Origin of the sequence: Granulicella mallensis (assembly GCF_014203225.1) — a bacterium.
Taxonomy (GTDB): Bacteria; Acidobacteriota; Terriglobia; order Terriglobales; family Acidobacteriaceae; genus Granulicella; species Granulicella mallensis_A.
The window spans coordinates 168598-187064 of record NZ_JACHIO010000005.1 but is presented as its reverse complement, the minus strand read 5'-3'; the positions used below and the strand labels follow the sequence as shown (position 1 = coordinate 187064).

13 protein-coding genes are annotated in these 18467 nt (G+C 59.8%); 9 read left to right on the top strand and 4 right to left on the bottom strand.

Features of this window, described 5'->3' with window-relative positions; translation table 11 throughout:
• Positions 1–86: 86 nt before the first annotated feature.
• The 6 genes from HDF15_RS07085 to HDF15_RS07060 all read left to right on the top strand — a co-directional run bounded on the left by HDF15_RS07085 (position 87) and on the right by HDF15_RS07060 (position 7603).
• Positions 87–1427 (top strand): hypothetical protein, encoded by a 1341-nt coding sequence (locus HDF15_RS07085; protein WP_184254073.1) that lies wholly within the window; start codon positions 87–89, stop codon positions 1425–1427.
• Positions 1428–2140: 713 nt separating this feature from the next.
• A complete protein-coding gene (locus HDF15_RS07080; RefSeq protein ID WP_221314317.1) occupies positions 2141–3154 on the top strand; it encodes an aldo/keto reductase in 1014 nt (337 codons plus the stop codon).
• Between the two features lie 625 nt (positions 3155–3779).
• A complete protein-coding gene (locus HDF15_RS07075) occupies positions 3780–4544 on the top strand; it encodes a CPBP family intramembrane glutamic endopeptidase (RefSeq protein WP_184254071.1) in 765 nt (254 codons plus the stop codon).
• A 34-nt stretch (positions 4545–4578) separates the two neighbouring features.
• The gene (locus tag HDF15_RS07070; protein WP_184254069.1) at positions 4579–5574 is read left to right on the top strand and encodes an SDR family oxidoreductase; all 996 of its coding nucleotides are present in this window, start codon (positions 4579–4581) and stop codon (positions 5572–5574) included.
• Positions 5571–6923 carry a nucleotide sugar dehydrogenase gene (locus HDF15_RS07065; RefSeq protein ID WP_184254067.1) on the top strand — a complete coding sequence of 451 codons (1353 nt, stop codon included), beginning with the start codon at positions 5571–5573 and terminating at the stop codon, positions 6921–6923. Before HDF15_RS07070 ends, HDF15_RS07065 begins: the two co-directional genes overlap by 4 nt.
• Positions 6924–7114: 191 nt before the next feature.
• Entirely contained in the window at positions 7115–7603 is a 489-nt protein-coding gene (locus HDF15_RS07060; RefSeq protein WP_260330905.1) for a DUF6036 family nucleotidyltransferase, read from the top strand.
• Positions 7604–7654: 51 nt separating this feature from the next.
• Here the strand turns inward: HDF15_RS07060 and HDF15_RS07055 are convergent, their stop codons facing one another.
• The 3 genes from HDF15_RS07055 to HDF15_RS07045 all read right to left on the bottom strand — a co-directional run bounded on the left by HDF15_RS07055 (position 7655) and on the right by HDF15_RS07045 (position 12192).
• A complete protein-coding gene (locus HDF15_RS07055; RefSeq protein WP_184254065.1) occupies positions 7655–8881 on the bottom strand; it encodes an NAD(P)/FAD-dependent oxidoreductase in 1227 nt (408 codons plus the stop codon).
• Positions 8882–9117: 236 nt separating this feature from the next.
• A complete protein-coding gene (locus tag HDF15_RS07050; protein ID WP_184254063.1) occupies positions 9118–10809 on the bottom strand; it encodes an NAD-dependent malic enzyme in 1692 nt (563 codons plus the stop codon).
• Positions 10810–10845: 36 nt separating this feature from the next.
• The gene (locus HDF15_RS07045; RefSeq protein ID WP_184254060.1) at positions 10846–12192 is read right to left on the bottom strand and encodes a DUF2252 domain-containing protein; all 1347 of its coding nucleotides are present in this window, start codon (positions 12190–12192) and stop codon (positions 10846–10848) included.
• A 63-nt stretch (positions 12193–12255) separates the two neighbouring features.
• Between HDF15_RS07045 and HDF15_RS07040 the strand changes: the two genes are divergently transcribed.
• The 3 genes from HDF15_RS07040 to HDF15_RS07030 all read left to right on the top strand — a co-directional run bounded on the left by HDF15_RS07040 (position 12256) and on the right by HDF15_RS07030 (position 15030).
• Positions 12256–12741, top strand: a complete 486-nt coding sequence (locus HDF15_RS07040) for a heme-degrading domain-containing protein (protein ID WP_184254058.1) — start codon at positions 12256–12258, stop codon at positions 12739–12741.
• 293 nt (positions 12742–13034) lie between these two features.
• On the top strand, positions 13035–14267 hold the full coding sequence (locus tag HDF15_RS07035) for a class I SAM-dependent rRNA methyltransferase (RefSeq protein WP_184254055.1): 1233 nt from the start codon (positions 13035–13037) through the stop codon (positions 14265–14267).
• A gap of 331 nt (positions 14268–14598) precedes the next feature.
• A complete protein-coding gene (locus tag HDF15_RS07030; RefSeq protein ID WP_184254053.1) occupies positions 14599–15030 on the top strand; it encodes a DUF2147 domain-containing protein in 432 nt (143 codons plus the stop codon).
• 104 nt (positions 15031–15134) lie between these two features.
• Here the strand turns inward: HDF15_RS07030 and HDF15_RS07025 are convergent, their stop codons facing one another.
• Positions 15135–18377 carry a TonB-dependent receptor gene (locus tag HDF15_RS07025; RefSeq protein WP_184254051.1) on the bottom strand — a complete coding sequence of 1081 codons (3243 nt, stop codon included), beginning with the start codon at positions 18375–18377 and terminating at the stop codon, positions 15135–15137.
• Positions 18378–18467: the final 90 nt, after the last annotated feature.

The window sequence follows — 18467 nt, the reverse complement described above, 5'->3', positions numbered from 1 at the left end:
GAGACTGGTGTGGGAATTGAAAGAAGACGCGGTGTATCGTGCTGCCTGTCTCCCCGCGCAACCGAAGCGATGCTAGCCTCAATGTGATGGTTCTGAATCGCCGATGCCCCGTTCTTGTGCTTCCGCTGCTGGCCCTTGTTGGGCTGGGGATGGTGGGGTGTGCCAATCCTGGGCCTCCGAGGCCGCCTTCGTTGAAGTTGCCGGCGTTTGTGAAGGATCTTGCCGCTACCCGGCGGGGAGACGTCGTGGAGCTGCGGTTTACAGTGCCGCAGCGGACTACCGATGGCCTTCCCCTGCATCTTACGAACGTCACGGCAAAGTTCTGCCGGGCTGTCGATACGGGGGCCTGTGTTCCCGTCGCTGAGTTGCCGGAGCAGAACTTTGCCGTGACGGCCAAGGGGCAGCCCGGGCAGACGAACTCGAATCAGACGGGCGTGAATCAGACGGCCAAAGGGCAAATAGATCAGGCGAACGTAGCCGTGGCGCACGATGCGCTGCCTGCTACGCTGACCGCAGGGGCGGCGCGAGTGCTGACCTATCGCGTTGAGCTCTATAACGATACCAACCATACCGGCGGCTTCTCGGAGCCAGCCTATGCTGCTGGTGGGGCTACGCCTTCGCCTGTCGAAGAGCTGCATGCCCAGGGGTCTCGGCTGGGGGTTGTGTTGAGCTGGAAGCCCTCGGACAGGCCTGCGGCGGATGACGGTATCGTGGTGCTGCGCCGCGAGGATCTTGCGCCAAAGCCGAAGGCGCCCGTCGCCCACAAGGCAAAAGTCGCGGCTCCTGCAGCCAGTTCCTCGGAGAAGAAGCCGGTGACGACCCACGGCAGTTCGACAGAGCCCAAGCCGGCGAAGGCCAAGAGCGACGCCGAGTCGAATATTGTGTGGCTTACCACCGCTCCGCAGCCCGATCCGCTTGCGGGGGACGCTACGGATAAGGAAGCTTCCGTCCCGGCGCAGCCGGTTCGCGACGGCATCACGTTGGACGATACCGCGCTCGCGGACGAGCCCTATCGCTATACCGCCGAGCGGCGCCGGTCGGTCCAGGTCGGCGGGCGCACGATGGAGATGCAGAGCGAGGTCTCCGCTCCGGTTGAGTTCACCCTGCAGGATGTCTATCCACCGCCCGCACCTACCGATCTCAATGCGGCGAGCTTTGCCAATCCGAAGCTGACGGTTGATCTGATCTGGCAGCCGGTCGATACGCCTCATCTTGCCGGGTATAACGTCTATCGCGAGACACTCGATGGGAATGGTGCGGCTACGGGTGTGAAGACTCGCCTGAACCAGGTGCCGGTTCCTGCGCCTGGCTTCCATGACGTTACGGCGGTGGCGGGTCAGCGTTATCGCTATAGCGTTACGGCTGTGGATGCGAAGGGGAATGAGAGTGAGTCGGCGGTGACGGTGCTTGGGCCTGAGGGGCCTTAGGCCTGTGCTGCTTGCCTGTATCGGCAAGCCAAATAGTGCCTGACGAATCGGAGACCCCGGTCTTAAAGCGAAATCAAGCTCGCTGCACGCATTGCTTGTGTTTTACATTTCCCCACAGAATCGTCATCCTGAGCGGAGCGTCCCAGCTTTGGGGACGCGGAGTCGAAGAACCCCGAGGGTGGCAGTCTTGCCCAAAACTTTTGCAGCGTTTCTACCTCGATCGTTCGTGCCTGAACTTTCGTGCTGGAAAAGGTCCTAACCTCCTGGGTGAGATCAAGTCCTTCGGGGTCCTTCGACTCCGCACCTCGCAAAAAACGCGAGGCGCTCCGCTCAGGATGACAGATCTTGGGTGGCGATTTGTAGGGGGAAGGCGCGAAGAGGGTCTGGCTAAAATCGTGCCCCGCCCGGTTCGTGCCTTGCCTGATGGGCCGTGGCAGGTTGAGAAGCAGATTCCCTTCGGGAATGACAACAAGAAAGGCAAGAGCAACTGCAAGGGCGCAAATTGCCACGAAATTGATTACTTAAATGGGATAAGCCGCCGCTCGCGCTTCCATCAAATGGGGCCCGTGAGTTGCATGACAACTCAAATATGCGCGAGCAGCGGCTCCACTGTGTAAGACGCGGGCAACCTGCGAAAAGGTTGGTCGCCCGTGTCTTTTGGCCGGAATCTTTGAATCTGGAACTTCCCACAGGGGCTGAGCGTCCAATCGCGCATGAGCGCTTCTGCAAATACCGCAATAAGTTACCGCAATCTTGGCTCTACAGGCACCCGTATTACGCCGCTGTGCCTCGGCATGATGACCTACGGCTCCAAAAAGTGGCGCGAGTGGGTCCTGGAAGAAGACGAAGCCCGCCCCCTGGTACGCCGCGCCGTTGAGGCCGGTATCAATTTTTATGACACCGCGGACGTGTACTCGCTCGGCGAGAGCGAGGTCGTCACCGGCAAGCTGCTGCACGAGTTCCAGCCGCGCCGCGAAGAGCTGGTCATCGCCACCAAGGTCTTCAATCCGTTGAGCGATGGCGCGAACGACCGCGGACTCTCGCGCAAGCACATCATGGCCTCGATCGACGCGAGCCTGAAACGCCTGAAGGTGGACTATGTCGACCTGTACCAGATCCATCGCTTCGATCCGCATACGCCCATCGAGGAGACCTGCGAGGCGCTGCACGATGTCGTGAAGGCAGGCAAGGCGCTGTATCTCGGCGCGTCGAGCATGTATGCGTGGCAGTTCCTGAAGATGTTGAACTTCCAGCGCGAGAATAGCCTGGCGCAGTTCGTGACGATGCAGAACCACTACAACCTGGTGTATCGCGAGGAAGAGCGCGAGATGATTCCGCTGTGCCTCGACCAGAAGGTGGGCTGCATTCCGTGGAGCCCGCTGGCACGCGGCTTCCTGACCGGTTCGCGCAAGCGCGGCGACGGCAAGAGTGAGACGACCCGCGCCCGCACTGATGACTTCGGCCATAGCCTCTACTATCGCGAGACGGACTTCGATGTCGTCGACCGCGTGATCGAGATTGCGCAGCAGCGCAATGTGAAGCCCGCGCAGATTGCCCTTGCGTGGATTCTTGCGAAGCCCGGGATTAGTGCTCCGATTATTGGTGCCAGCAAGCCGTATCAGTTGGAGGATGCGCTGGGGGCGTTGTCTCTGAAGCTTACGGAAGAGGAGATCAAGCAGCTCGAAGCGCCGTATGAGTCACATCCGATTCTGGGGCATAGTTACTGAGGTTAGGCATAGCCCTGGGTTACAGGACGAGGAAAAGATAAGCCCTGAAGGGGCGGCCTATCGTGGTTGGCATCGATAGGTCGCCCCTTCAGGGCTCTCTCCTTCTCTGGGGCCGTAACCCAGGGTTGCGGCGACACGGCGAGCAAAAGCGCTCGCCAGCCGCCTCCACCCTGGGCTGGGATATATCGCCCCTTTGGGGCTTGGATCTGTGGCTGGGCGAAATAAGAGCCTGCTCTTCATGTGTTTGGGTCCATGGCTATGCCAAATGAGGGCTCCCTCCTAAAGACAGTGCGAAGACCAATGTATTTGCGTCCCGCAGAATTCAGGCGCTTTCACCTCTGAGCTATCGTCGGTGGCAATCCACAATGCAGGGGTCCTTCGCCTATCCACCCCGGGTTGGCTCAGGATGACGGCGAAAAACAAACAAGGACCACGCCACGCTTCTGTACACTGACTGGAACGTTCTCAGGTACAGATATCTCGAAGGTCGCCACTGTGCGCCACCCCCGTATTGCTATGGGCCACGAGGTCTGCGCCGCCAGGACACCAACAATATCCATACGCTGAACGAACGCGAAACAAAGAGTGAATAAACGAGCGAATAGGTTTGGCCGAGGAGGCTGGAATGTTGCACCTGTTTACGTATGGAGTCCTGCTAGCTGCATGTCTCGGCATCCTTTGGGGATTCGTCCGCAAGGACCATGCTGAATACGCCGCCTTCAAGCTCCTCACGGAGACCGCAGACCGGCAACGCTGCTATCGTGACTGGACCGTGAAGAGCTTCCTGCTCTTCACCGGTTCCACAGTAATCGTCCTGGCTCTTCTGCGACGCTTCGGCGCGCTGATCGCACTGCCAAACGAGTTTCACTCGCTCTCCCTTCAGCTTCGATCCCAGATGCCGAGAGAACAGCTTCCGGGTCGCGGATTTCTTCTGGGGTTTGGCTTTGCCGTATTCGGGTCCATGATTCTGGGCGGTTTTCTTGCGAGAGCTCTGGCTCGCAAAGGAGACAAGGCAAAGATCGTGACGGTCGGCGATATTGAACCGCTCATGCCGCGCAATGGGGCGGAGACCGGCTGGACGGCGCTGCTGTCTCTCAATGCCGGATTGAGCGAAGAACTCTTCTTCCGGATGCTTCTGCCGTTACTGCTGGTCAATTTGTTGGGGAATGCACGGTTCGCCTTCGCCGTAGCCGCTATCCTCTTCGGCCTGGTCCACTTCTATCAAGGCGCCGTGGGCGTGATCGCGACCATGATCCTGGGCCTCGTGTTTACAGGGCTCTATCTGTGGACGGGAAACCTCTGGATCGCAATCGGCGTGCACGCTTTCTTCGACCTGATCGGGTTGGTCGTCCGCCCGACATTGATGCGGATGATTCCCGTTAAAAGTTAAACGGTCTTCGGCGTCTTGGTAGAATCTAATTCTCTTGGCTACTTATCTCATTACCGGCATCGCGGGCTTCATCGGCTCGCACCTCGCACAGGCGCTCGTCGAACGGGGGCACCATGTTCGCGGCATCGACAACTTTTCGACGGGGCGACGTGAGAACCTCGCGCACATCGCCGAAAAGGTCGACCTGCTCACCGTCGATCTGGTGAACGCCGATGCCGTCGCCCGCGCCTGCGTCGGGGTGGACGCCATCCTGCACCAGGGAGCGCTGCCCAGCGTTCCGCGCAGCGTGAAGGATCCTCGGCCGAGCCACAACTCCAACCTCGACGGCACGTTCAACCTGCTCGAAGGCGCGCGCGCCGCGGGCATCCAGCGGGTCGTCTATGCAGCGTCGAGCTCGGCCTACGGCAACCAGCCAGGCTTTCCGCGCGTCGAGACGATGGCTCCGCAGCCTATCGCTCCCTATCCCGTGCAGAAGCTAGCCGGCGAGCTCTATATGCAGAGCTACGCGCGCGTCTATGGCATGGAGACGGTCTGCCTGCGCTACTTCAATATCTTCGGCCCGCGCCAGACGCCCGATTCGCCCTACTCCGGTGTGATCGCCAAGTTCTGTCTGCAGATGCTGAAGACAGGCAAAACGAAGGACGAGCAACCGACCATCCAGGGCGACGGCGAACAGGGCCGCGACTTCACCTACATCGCCAACGCGGTGAGCGCGAATCTGCTGGCGCTGGAAGCTCCGGCCGAGAAGATTGCGGGCCGTGTCTTCAACGTCGCCTGCGGCGAGCGCCACAGCCTGAACGAGACCTACCAGATCCTCGCCAGGCTCACCGGTTACAAGAAGCCGGCGGTTTATACAGAAGCTCGCGCGGGCGATATTCGTGACTCCCTGGCTGACATCTCAGCGGCGCGGGAGGCGTTTGGCTATGAGCCGACTGTCAGCTTTGAGGAAGGTCTTGCACAGACCGTGGCCTGGTATCGCGAACAAGTAGCATCCAGACATGGGGCACGAGCGTCAAAAGCAACAACATGATCTACACAAGTACTCTCCCCGACTGGCTTGCCCAGGTCGCTGCTCGTGAAACCCATATTGCCATCATCGGCCTTGGCTATGTGGGATTGCCTCTCGCTCTTTTATTCGCGGAGGAACGTTTTCGTGTAACCGGCCTCGATATCGATGCGGAAAAAGTAGCCACCCTGAACGATGGCCGCTCGTATATCCATCGCATCGAGCCCGAGCACATCGCCGCCGCGAAGAAGGCGGGCTTTCGCGCCACGACAGATTTTGCCGCGCTGCAGGAATGCGACGCCATCCTGATCTGCGTGCCTACGCCGCTGCATCCCGATCACACTCCGGACATGAGCTTCGTCACCAGCACGGTGGAAGCCCTGGCGCCGCACACGCGCGCGGGGCAGCTCGTGGTGCTCGAAAGCACGACGTGGCCCGGCACGACCGACGAGCTCGTCGTCCCGATGATCGAGCGGCTGGGACGCAACGGTCTGCGCGTCCTGCGCAACGACGACAGCGACGACAGCCTGGAAGGCCTGATGGTTTCGTTTTCGCCGGAGCGTGAAGATCCCGGCAATCTCATCACGCCGCGCCGCGAGATTCCTAAGGTGATTGGTGGCGTGGACACACGCGCGACACGCGCGGCTGCCGCGCTCTATGGCGCCATCTTCAACCGCACGGTGGCGATGTCATCCCCCGCCGCAGCAGAGATGACCAAGCTGCTCGAGAACATCTACCGCTGCGTGAATATTGCACTGGTCAACGAGCTCAAGCAGCTCTGCCTGGCGATGAATATCGACATCTGGGAGGTTATCGACGCGGCCTCGACCAAGCCCTTCGGTTTTCAGGCGTTCTATCCGGGCCCGGGCATCGGAGGCCACTGCATTCCGGTCGACCCGTTCTACCTGAGCTGGCGCGCCAAGCAGTTCAACCAGCCGACGCGATTCATCGAACTCGCCGGAGAGGTGAATGAGGCGATGCCCGCGTTCGTCGTCCACACGGCAGAACGCGCGCTGGGGCGTGAAGGTAAGTCTCTGGCCGGAGCGAAGGTGCTGGTGCTGGGCATCGCCTACAAGCGCGATGTCGACGATCTGCGCGAGTCGCCCGCGCTTACCATCTTCGAGCTGCTGGAGCGCGCTGGGGCCAGCGTGTCCTACAACGATCCGTTCTTCGACGAGGTCGGCGTGGGCCGCAAGTACACGCTCAAACGCCATTCCACGCCGCTCGACCGCGTGGGCGAGTTCGATTGCGTACTGCTGGTCACCGACCATTCGATCTACGACTATGAGGCGCTGGTTGAGGACAGCAAGTTGTTCGTGGATACCCGCAATGCTACGCGGGGGATGGTGTCGGAGAAGATCGTCCGCTGCTAAGCCAATCGAGTAAAATAAAGAGCTAGGAAAGACTATGGACAAGACAATCCGCCGGGTCACAGACCTTAAACAGCAGCGCGCGGAGAACTTCCGGTATTGGCAAAGTATCCCTCTCGGAGAGAGACTGTCTGCCATCTCCGAACTCAGCGTCAATGCTTACACCTTCGCCAATGCTGTCAAGGGAGTTCGCAATGAGGATGGCTCAAGACTTCAAAGATCTCTTGTCCGCGTTGAACGCTCATCACGTTAAATACCTGGTAATAGGCGGTTACGCTTTCGGCGCATACTCCGAACCCAGGGCGACAAAAGACATTGATATTTTCATCCGTGCAGATTCCCAGAATAGTTTGGCTGTCTTCAAAGCATTGGCGGACTTCGGCGCACCCCTTGCCGGATTTCACCCTTCCGACTTCAACGATGAAGCAGGCTCCGTCTTCCAGATAGGTGTCCCTCCCAATCGCATTGACATTCTGCAGAAGATAACCGCTGTCAGTTTCGATGAGGCATGGGAAACAAGAGTTGAAACTATAGTGGATGGAGAAATACTCGTCCCTGTCATATCCTCTGATCTGCTTATCCGGAACAAGCTTGCTGTAGGCCGTCCGCGAGATCTGCTCGACGTTGCTGACATCCGTGAGGCAGCACTAGAACGTCCAGACACAGAAAATCCAAATAAGTGAGCGAAGCGTCCCCGACATCTGGCGGCTGAAAATTTTCCCGAGAGCCAACGGCTATACCGCTCCACCCGCCGATACCGCGCTCGCCCACGCCCACTGAAAGTTGTATCCGCCCAGCCATCCGGTCACGTCAACGACCTCGCCGATGAAGTACAGACCGGGCACGCGGCGGCTCTCCATGGTGCGAGCATCAAGCTCGGCGGTGTCGATGCCACCTACGGTGACCTCTGCCTTTGCAAAGCCCTCTGTGCCCGCGGGCGTCAATGTCCAGGCATGCAGTTCGGCCTCCATGCGGGCGATTCCGGTGTTCGTCCAATCAGGCGAAGGCTGCGCCGCAACCCAGCGCTCGGCCATGCGTGATGGAAGAACTGTACGCAGGGCACTCACAAGGCTTGCCGCTTCACGACGCGCGTTCTTTTCCAGCAGCGGTGCGAGCACCTCGCGATCGGGCGCGAGATCGAATCGTACCTGCTCACCGGGCTTCCAGTAGGACGATACCTGCAACACCGCAGGACCGCTCACGCCACGATGCGTGATGAGCAGCTTTTCTCGAAACTCCGGTGCGGTCTGTGGGCGCGACTTTGCCTTGCCTGAACCCGCCGCGTGAGCCACCACCTCAAACGACACACCGGAAAGATCACACCAGCGCTCGCGGTCCTCGGGGGCGAAGACCAGCGGCACCAGAGCGGCGCGCGGCTCAACCAGCGAGTGCCCGGACTGCTGCGCGAGCTCATAGCCGAAGCCCGTCGCGCCCATCTTCGGGATCGACAGACCGCCCGTGGCTACCACCACCGACTCACACGTGAAGTCTCCCGCGCTGGTTTCGACAATGAACTTCGTCGCATCTGTCAGTGTGCTTTCGCGGCGGACCGTATTTACCTTCACGCCACATCGAATCTCGACACCGGCCTCGCCGCACTCGCGTTCGAGCAGCGTCACGATGCGCTGCGCGGAGTCGTCACAGAACAACTGTCCCAGCGTCTTCTCGTGATAGCGGATGCCATGCTTCTCCACCAGCACGATCATGTCCGACGGAGTGAACCGCGCCAGCGCCGACTTCGCAAAGTGAGGGTTGGCGCTGAGAAAATTCTCTGCGCGGGTGTGGAGATTCGTGAAGTTGCAACGACCTCCGCCGGAGATCAGAATCTTGCGGCCCACGCGCTCGCCATGATCGAGCAGCAGCACCCTTCGCCCGCGACGGCCAGCCTCGAAGGCGCACATCATTCCTGCTGCGCCGGCGCCGAGCACGATCACGTCGAATTCAGATAAGAGCGGAGGCATACTTTTCGATTCTATGGATAAAACTGGAGGGAGCATTGGTCTTTAGGCCTGAGCGCTCTTTCGGCTGCGGACAAAAGGCCCGGGGCTAAAGCCCGATTCTTGCGTAGTCTTTTATTCCGTAGCCTAAAGGTTACGGCTCCCTCCGACTCCGCGACGCTGAAGCGTCACGGAACGCGCTTCGCGCAATGGAAGAGCGCGCAATAGGATGGCAGGTCCCAAGACATTTTCCAGCAGTCCTATTTGCGCCGCTTGTAGGGCAGATATACCGGCTCCCAGATGTTCGCGCGGAGGGCTTGCTCGAAGGCCTCGCCGCGCACCGCAGCCAGACCTTCCGCGGCTGCTTCTCGTCCGACCGCCAGCGCTACGCTGATCGAGACTTCTCGCAAGGTGTCGAGCGGTGGCAGCAACGCGCCCTGCGAATTCTTTACCGTCGGAGACATGGCTGCAAGCGCCTGTGCGGCGGCCATAATCATCGCGTCGCTCACCCGTTTGGCACGCGCGCTCAGAATGCCCAACGCCATTCCAGGAAAGATGTACGAGTTGTTGGTCTGCGCGATGCGATGCTGCCTGCCCTCGTATTCGACCGCGCCAAACGGGCTTCCCGTGCCGACGATCGCGCGGCCTTCTGTCCACCGCAACAGGTCCGCCGGATGTGCTTCACTGCGGCTCGTCGGGTTCGACAGCGGGAAGATGGCCGGCCGCGCAACACCAGCGGCCATGGCGCGAACCACATCCTCCGTGAACGCGCCGGGCTGGCCAGAGACGCCGATCAGAACCGTCGGCTTCACGCGCCTCACGACCTCCAGCAAGCCGATACCGTTGTCTCCGCCGTGCCAATCAGCCACCAAGGCTTTCGGTTGCGCGAAGGCCGCCTGCTCCGTGCGCAGGCCGTCCATGCCATCCACCAGCAAGCCGTCTTTATCGACAGCGTAAAAGCGGCTGCGCGCCTCCGACTCGCTCAACCCCGCCTGTGCCAACGCGCTGCAGAGCAGCCCTGCGATTCCCCGCCCTGCCGAGCCGAAGCCCAGCACGGCAAATCGCTGTTCCCGCAGAGGCACGCCGGTGACGTTGACCGCGGCCAGCACGGTGGCCGTCGCCACGGCAGCCGTGCCCTGGATGTCGTCGTTGAAGCTCGGCAGCGCGTCGCGATAGCGGTCGAGCAAGCGTCCGGCGTTGTGCCCGGCGAAGTCCTCCCACTGCAGCAGCACATGCGGCCAGCGCTTCTTCACGACACGCACGAAGCGATCCACAAAGCGGTCGTACTCTTCACCACGCACACGCTCGTGCTTCCAGCCGAGATACAGCGGATCGGCGATGCGCTCGGCGTTGTCCGTGCCTACATCGAGAAAGACCGGCAGACAGCTCAGCGGATGAATGCCCGCCAGCGCCGTGTACAGCGCAAGCTTGCCGATGGGAATGCCCATGCCGCCCGCGCCCTGATCGCCAAGGCCCAGGATTCGCTCGCCATCCGAGACCACGATGCAGCGCACGCCGTCATAGCGCGGATGCTTGAGAATCGTCTCGATGCGATCACGATTCGGATAGCTCAGGAACACGCCGCGCGGCTTGCGCCAGATCTCGGAGAAGCGCTGGCAGCCCTCGCCGACGGCAGGCGTGTAGACCACCGGCAGCATCTCTTCGACGTTGCGGGTGATGAGCGCGTAGAAGAGCGTCTCATTCACGTCCTGCAGGTCGCGCATGAAGGTGTAGCGGGAGAAGTCGTCAGGAAGCGCGTGAAACGCCTTCATGCGCCGCGCCACCTGCTGATTGAGGTCGCCCACCTGGGGCGGCAGCAGGCCGTGCAGCGAGAAAGCATCGCGCTCGGCTTCGGTAAAAGCCGTGCCTTTGTTGAAGATCGGCGTACTCAGCAGACCGAGACCGGTAAGGGAGGTCTCGACAAACTCGGGCGTTGCGCGCGGCGGGGCCATCCCGCTGATTTTACAGAACCGGGCTTTGGGAATCGCTTATTTAGTCTTCTTGAAGCTCTTCTTCAGCAAACCCCAATCGTGCTCGGTCTTGTCGGCATATGAATGCGCAAAGGCGAGAATCGCCCGATCGAAGCGATCGGAGTTGCCGAGATACGCCGAGATGGCCACCGGATCACCCGCCCGGGCGTGGCCACGCGCAAGCAACTCGCCACAGAGATCGGCGTAGCCCTGCAGGCCAACGGCATCGAGGGTCAGGAGATCGAGCGAGGCCTTGTGATCGTTCAACTGACGCACCAGGTAGTCGCGGCCCTCAATGGACGTGTAGCCAAGGAAGGGGTCGGAGGTAAGCTGCAGAGCACGCTGCCCGTCGACCACGCGATGCCCCTGGTGCGTATGACCGGAGGCGTCTTCAGGCAGATAGGGGGCGTAGGCCGAGGCCGCCTCTTCCTTGATCTGGAGGAAGAGCGGATCGGTAGACTCGGCGCGGCTCCAGCCCTCGAAGTACACGCAATAGTCGCGCTGCCCGACGGAGCCGGTGCCGACGACCTTGAACGCCACATCGACCGCGCCGTACTGCGCGAGAAAGTGGCGGCGCTCCGGCTGCAGCGTGCGGACGTAGGGCGTCAGCGCATCGAGCACCGTCTGCGCCTCCTTGGGTCCGAGCCTTTCGAGCAGCGGCGGCTCGGATCGAAAGCGCCGCGAGGCCGTTGAATTTTTGACAGCAGCCTTCGTGCCCGGACGCGCGGGCTCGGTTAGCTTGACCAGCATCTTCTGCGGCGTGGAACGCTCGGCTGTCTCCAGAATCGCCGGGATGGGATCGATGTGCCCGAGCCGGTGGATCTGATACCGCGCGATCTCCAGTACCGGCATCACCGCAAATTCGCTCATCGAACGGCGATAGCGTTCGGTGAAGGTCGCGACCGCCTCCTGACGGGCAGTCCGGCGAATGCCGGCCTCGCGACCCGCGAGCAGGAGGCTCGTGGCCATCCGCTTGACATCCCATTCGAACGGTCCGTGGATCGTCTCATCGAAGTCGTTAATGTCGAAGACAATGCGGCCGTCGAAGCCCGCGTAGGCGCCGAGGTTGTTGACGTGCGCATCGCCGCAGAGCTGGGTGGTGATGCCGGTGTTGGGATGGCAGGCGAGATCGGCGGCCATGATCGGCACGGCGCCGCGAAAAAATCCAAAGGCTGAAGCGACCATGCGCTCGTACTTGACCTGCACCAGCCGGGCGATACGTCCGCGCATGGAATCACGCAATAGATCGAGCGGCGCCTGGGGGCAGGCCGAGAGTTCAAAGTTTGCGTGGGCGCTGCGGGCCAGCTGTTTGCGGGCGCGAACACCCAGGGCATGGCGATCGGCATGAGTCAGCGGTATGGACATGGGACCCTCTGTAGTCAATCAAGGAGCGTTTGACCGATGATAGTGGATGGAGAGTACAACCGAATGAGTGCAGCGGAAGATCTTGCAGTAATCGAAGAACAGGAAAAGGCGTTGCGCTTCACCGCCTTCGACGCAGACACCGCCTGGAAGCTGGGCAGCATCCTGCGGTCAAAGCTGGTCGAACGCGGCTCGGGAGGAACGGTGGAGATCGAACTTGCCGGACAGGTATTGTTTGCCTGCACGACGGTGGGCGCAACGCCGGGACAGGCGGACTGGATTCGCCGCAAACGCAACACGGTAAAGCGGTTCGCGCGAAGCTCCTATGCCATCGGCCGCATGCTCGAGCGGGATGGGGAGACGATGCTGGGGAGGCATGGGCTGGAGCTCAAGGATTATGCCGCGCATGGGGGTGGGTTTCCGATCCTTGTCGTTGGGGTAGGGTTCGTGGGGAGTTTGATCGTCTCCGGATTGCCGCAGCGTGATGATCATGGGTTCGCGGTTTCTGCGCTGGCGGAGGTGTTGGGGGTAGAGGTGCCGGAGCTGGGGTAGAGACCTAATTGGCAAGAAAGCGTCTTTGCTGTTGCTTTTCTTGTTGTCATTCCGAGTGAAACGAGGAACCTGCTTCCTCCCGTTTTTCGTTTGTGCCATGACAAACGTTATGCGCTAGCGAAACCTGTTGCTTCACCCGTATTTTCTACGTAATGCAACCAAAGAACGGGAGACAGCAGGTTCCTCGCTCCGCTCGGAATGACAACCAGAAAGGCAAGAACAACAACAGGAAAGGCAAAGGAACCTTTCTCTCCGGCAGCAGCTGAAGCACACACTCGCTACACTTGAACAACATGTCAACACTCCGCATTACCCGCCGCGCCGCCGACCGTCTCCTCTCAGGCCACCTTTGGATCTACCGGACAGACCTTGAGGCCGTAGAAGTCGAACCCGCGCCCGGCTCGCTTGTCACCGTCACCGATGCACGCAACCAGCAACTCGGCACGGCGCTTTATTCCAGCGCCTCGAAGATCGCCGCGCGCCTTGTCTCGCGAACACCCGAGCTCTCCCGCGAGCAGTACCTCAGCGACATTCGCACCCGCGTCGAGGCCGCCCTGCAACTGCGCCGCGAACTCGCGCCCGTCAACGCAGAGAACAATGCTCATCGCCTGCTCTTCAGCGAAGCCGACAACCTTCCCGGCATCCTCGCCGACCGCTACAACGACCTCGTCATCCTGCAACTGCTCTCGCAGGGCACGGCGCAGGACGACGTTCGTCAGACAGTCGTTGCAGCACTTCGCGAAGGACTCGCGCCCAACGGTGAACCGCTGACGCTCTGGGAAAGGCCCGATCCGCGTATTCGCGAGATGGAGAAGCTTGAAGCGCCCGCACCCGGCCCACTCTTTTCGGCGACGGATTCCCCCGCGACAACGACCCAGTTCACACTCAACGGCCTGCACTTCGGGTATGACGTCGGCGCCGGGCAGAAGACCGGCGCGTTCCTCGACCAGCGCCTGAACTACGCCGCGGCAGCGGCCCAGGTACGCTCTAGCGGCCGCACCGGCCGGGCACTCGATGTCTGCACCTATCACGGCGGCTTCGCGCTGCACCTGGCACAGATCTGCGCGCGCGTCACCGGCGTCGACGCCAGCCGCACCGCGCTCGAAGTTGCCGACCAGAACCTCGCGCTCAATCCGCAGTTGAAGGCCGAGACCGATTGGATCGAAGCGGACGCCTTCGAACTGCTGAGCGCCTATGACACGCAGCACGAACGCTTCGACGCCATCGTGCTCGACCCGCCTGCGTTCGCGAAGTCCAAACGGGCCGCCGAAGGCGCACTGCGCGGCTACAAGGAGCTGAACCTGCGCGCGCTGCGCATGCTCTCCACGGGCGGAACGCTGATTACGAACTCCTGCTCGCACCACGTCTCACTCGAAGACTTCACCGGCATCATCGCCTCGGCCGCAGCCGATGCCGGACGCCGCGTGCAACTGATCGAAACCCGCGCCGCTGCCCCCGATCATCCCGAGGTGCTCACGCTGCCCGAGACGCGCTATCTGAAATGCCTGATCTGCCGTGTGGATTAGGCAGGGCTGTCCTACGGCACGGAGCGCGTTCCCTGACGCTTCAGCGTCGCGGGGCGGAGGGTAAGGGAGGCAATCGCCTTTAGGCTACGGAAATAGAGGCTTAGCAAAGAGGTGGCCTTTAGGCCTGGGCTCTCTTTCGGCTGCAGACAAAAGGCCTGGGGCTAAAGCCCGACTCTTGCCTGCCCTTGATTCCGTAGCCTAAAGGCTACGGCTCCCTCCGTTTCCGGGACGCTGAAGCGTCAGGGAACGCGCTTCGCGCTATTGCACAACATTACCGGCGCTTTAGCGTTCAAAAGATTGGCTCGCATCCAACTACGATTGAGAGAGGATCATGCGACTTTTAACTGCGACTTACCTTTTGCTTCTGACTTTGAACACCTCGGCCCACGCCGCCACCGGCGTACTTGGCGACTGGATCACCCCGACCCAATCCGTCGTACGCCTCTACCCCTGTGGCAGTGATGTATGTGCGAAGATCGTCAAGGTTTCCCCCACTTCGCCTGAAACAACGGACCTGAAGAACCCCGATGCCGGGCAGCATAACCGACCGCTTTGCGGGCTCGATGTCGGCATGGGTTTCCAGCGGATCGATGCCAATCATCTCGATGGCGGACACCTCTACGATCCCCAATCCGGCAGGACCTACAAGGGGACGATCACCGCAGAGGGCGATGACCTCAAGCTGCATGGGTATATCGGGATTTCGCTGTTGGGCAGGACCGAGGTATGGCATCGCGTGTCGACGATCGTTGCCTGTAAATAATCGCCAACAGTGCCGGGTGCCCATTCATCGTGCAACCCCACTCATGCGAGATAAAACCACGCATGAATGGGGCACCCAATCGGTTTTAGTGTCATCTTCGTTCGCTAGAAGAGAAGCTTCAAAGCCAACTGCGTGTTGAAGGGTTCGCCAGGACCGATGCCGGGCGCTCCGTTGAAATCGCCGATCGTATCGGTGCTGCGTCCGAAGGAACTCGATCCAAAAGACGAAGAGCTTGGAGGCGCGAGGTTGATACGGTTGGTGATGTTATAGAACTCAGCACGGAGCTGGGCCGAGACGCGTTGCGTGATGTGCGTCGTCTTGAACAGAGATAGATCTGCCGACGCATAGCCCGGTCCGTAGTACGCATTGCGATGCAGCGTGCCGAAGCTTCCCACAGCAGGTGCGGCAAAGGCCGCTGGATCAACCCACTGCACATAACGCGAGGTCTTCGTTGGAATAAAGTTATGTGAGACATCGAACGGCTTACCGACGAGATTGACCCGTTGATAGCCTTCATTCGTTCCTGTTGTATCGCTGGAGGTAGTGATATTGAACGGCGCGCCTCCATGCAGATTGATCAAGCCGTTGGCTTGCCAGCCTTCAGCCAGCCACTTAGGACCTTTGCCGAATCTGGGCAGCTCATAGCTGACAGCACCATTGAAACCGTGACGAGTGTCATAGTCCGAGTTGCCGTATTCACCTCTGAAGTTATTGCTGTTCTGGGGCAGCTTGCTGCGATACTGCGTCATGTCGTCCAGGTTGTGACTCCAGGTGTAATTGAACTGTGAGCTCACACCATGCCACGCACTGGTGCGCACCGTTGCCTGCAGAGAGTTGTAGTTGGAGTTTCCAATCGTCTCCACCTGATTGATCACACCGTAGGTTGGAAACAGCGCGTAATAGGGACGGGAAGATTGCTGGACCGATCCGGGTTTGCCGCCAAGAACTCCTACAAGTGGATTGGTTGGCGAAGCCGGATTCAAACCTGACTGATTGATATCCACCAGCGCCACCTGATGCCGGCTCTGGCTGCCCACGTACCCAAGCGAGAAGATGGCCTTCGACCCTAAAGACTGTTCGATACCCAGGGTGTAGTTGGAGGTGATGGGCGTCTTGAAGTTCTGGCTCACTGAAAACAGGTTCAGGATGCTGGAAGGGCTGCCCTGAAAGAGAGGCACGCCCGTCTCCCAGGTATAGGCGTTCTGGCTGATGGTCTGTACGGGCGAGGTTCCAGTGGGGTTACCTTCAAATCCGTTGGGGCCGCCATTGCCCGGACGATTGTCGAGGAAGGGGCTCAGCGAAGTTGAGTCATAGAACACGCCATAGCTGCCCCGCAAAACGAGGCGGCCATTCTCCTGCGGCTGAAAGGAAAAGCCGAGGCGTGGAGCGACGTTCGTGTACTGCGTTGGGTAAAGGCTGCCAATGCCATCTCCCTGCACAACGAGGCCACCGAGCGCAGGAACAAAGGTAGGCAGATCTTTGGTGCCGTCATGCAAGGGCCCTTCATAGTCGTAGCGGACACCATAGTTCACATTCAGACGATGCGTAACCTGCCATGAATCCTGTGCAAACAGATCAAAGTTATTCACGTACACCAAACGCTCCGCGTTGCCGCGCGCGAGGGATGACGAAACTACTTTGCCGGCGAGGAAGTCCGCCAATGCAGCCACATTCGAATCGGAGCTATAAGGGTTGGTCTTATATCCGCCCTGCGAACCGTCGAACGTAAAGGTTCCCAGTCCATTGCGATAGTAGAACTCATCAAGCTGGGCCTTGCGGAACTCTCCACCAAAACGAAGCTGGTGCGAGCCGATGTTATACGACACAGCCTCCGTGACGTGCCCAACGATATCGTTGCGACCCTCCGGAGGTGTCTCACCGGTCGGATCGAAGCTACCGATCTTAATGAGCGGTGCGCCATTGGCGACATCGGTAATCAGGCCTGCGGCATTCACATCGAAGCTGTGATTGAAGTCGTGAAATACCTGGTTGTAAGCACTGACACCAAACAACAACTGATTGGTCAGGCGCGGCGTAACGACAGCGTTATATACGATCGAGTAGTTCTGAACGTGGATAGGAGCTACCTCGTAGTAATCCTTGATGTAGGAACCTACAGGTGCCGTCTGATTCCCCTGTCCGACGATCCAGCGGGCCGAGATACTATTTTTCTCGTTGAAGTTATGGTCGAGTTTTATGACTCCGTTGTTGCTATAGCCGTTTTCCGCCGAAGGAATATAGTTGTTCGCGGTCGCGGGTCCAGTCAGAACAGAGGCCGGCCAGAGAAGATTTAATACATTCGTTGAAAGGGGATTGACTGAAAGCCCATTCAACCCAAGCAGGTTTTGCGCCTCTGCCTGGTAGGCAGTCGAAGGCTCGGTTCCAGTCGTCAATACACCGATGAGAAACTGCTGCCTTTCATACGAAGCAAAGTAGAAGGTGCGATCGCGGCGGATAGGTCCGCCAAACGAGAAGCCATACGCCTCATTGCGCAGCTTCGTCCTTGGAACGAAGACCGGGTCCGCGGCGAGCGCCTCATTGCGGTTGTAGTAGTACGCGCTGCCATGCAGGCTGTTAGTGCCGGACTTGATCACCAGGTTGGCCGTTGCACCTGGATTGCGTCCGGTCTCAGCGGTCGATTGTGTCTGGATCGAGAACTGGTCGACGGCATCCAGCGGCAATACCGTTCCAGCGATGCCGCCAATGCCGCTCTGATTGATGGCCGAGTTATTGGCCCAGAGATCGTTGTTGTCCGTGCCGTCGAGCTGCCAGTTCGTCTGGTTGGTGCGCGCTCCGTTGATGGCGCCGAGCACACCGGTATAACCGGCAAAGCCGGGAATGACGCCAACGATCTTCTTGAAGTCGCGGCCGTTGAGCGGCAAGGATTGCAGAGACTTGCCCCCGATAACAGTCGTCTGCTGCGTTGTCGTCGTGTCGAGCGACAGAGCATCGGCCAGAACTTCAACGGAGGTGCTTTGGTCCGCAACGTTCAGGTGCAGTGGCAAGGTATAGATTGCGCCTGCGCTTACCGTAACGCCCTTTATATTGATCGGTTGAAAACCAGAGGTGGCGACGTGGATCGTATAGCTGCCCAGCGGCAGGTCCTGGAAACTATAGCCACCAGACTTTGAAGTCATGGTGGTGTGAACTACGCCTGTCTCTTCATCGGTTGCCGTAACCTGCGTGTCAGGAATTGCTGCGTCAGACTTATCCGCGAGTGTGCCGTTGATGCCGCCGCGAAAGGTCTGAGCGATGGCTTGCGCAGGTGTCATGACAAAAAGCGTCAGTAGGAGCCCTGATAGAAAGACATAGATGATTTGTTGCTTGATCGTTCGAGTGCTGCCCATGATGCCTCCAAACTGTGTTGCGAGTAATGGGGTAAGACAACAACGTAAAAAGAAAATGGCCCGCAGGGGAAACCTGCGGGCCATTTAGAG

Bases quoted from the DNA above. Each gene is read 5' to 3' on its own strand.
- HDF15_RS07085 (WP_184254073.1), top strand. From the start codon at position 87: ATGGTTCTGAATCGCCGATGCCCCGTTCTTGTGCTTCCGCTGCTGGCC.
- HDF15_RS07080 (WP_221314317.1), top strand. From the start codon at position 2,141: ATGAGCGCTTCTGCAAATACCGCAATAAGTTACCGCAATCTTGGCTCT.
- HDF15_RS07075 (WP_184254071.1), top strand. From the start codon at position 3,780: ATGTTGCACCTGTTTACGTATGGAGTCCTGCTAGCTGCATGTCTCGGC.
- HDF15_RS07065 (WP_184254067.1), top strand. From the start codon at position 5,571: ATGATCTACACAAGTACTCTCCCCGACTGGCTTGCCCAGGTCGCTGCT.
- HDF15_RS07060 (WP_260330905.1), top strand. From the start codon at position 7,115: ATGAGGATGGCTCAAGACTTCAAAGATCTCTTGTCCGCGTTGAACGCT.
- HDF15_RS07055 (WP_184254065.1), bottom strand. From the start codon at position 8,881: ATGCCTCCGCTCTTATCTGAATTCGACGTGATCGTGCTCGGCGCCGGC.
- HDF15_RS07050 (WP_184254063.1), bottom strand. From the start codon at position 10,809: ATGGCCCCGCCGCGCGCAACGCCCGAGTTTGTCGAGACCTCCCTTACC.
- HDF15_RS07045 (WP_184254060.1), bottom strand. From the start codon at position 12,192: ATGTCCATACCGCTGACTCATGCCGATCGCCATGCCCTGGGTGTTCGC.
- HDF15_RS07040 (WP_184254058.1), top strand. From the start codon at position 12,256: ATGAGTGCAGCGGAAGATCTTGCAGTAATCGAAGAACAGGAAAAGGCG.
- HDF15_RS07035 (WP_184254055.1), top strand. From the start codon at position 13,035: ATGTCAACACTCCGCATTACCCGCCGCGCCGCCGACCGTCTCCTCTCA.
- HDF15_RS07030 (WP_184254053.1), top strand. From the start codon at position 14,599: ATGCGACTTTTAACTGCGACTTACCTTTTGCTTCTGACTTTGAACACC.
- HDF15_RS07025 (WP_184254051.1), bottom strand. From the start codon at position 18,377: ATGGGCAGCACTCGAACGATCAAGCAACAAATCATCTATGTCTTTCTA.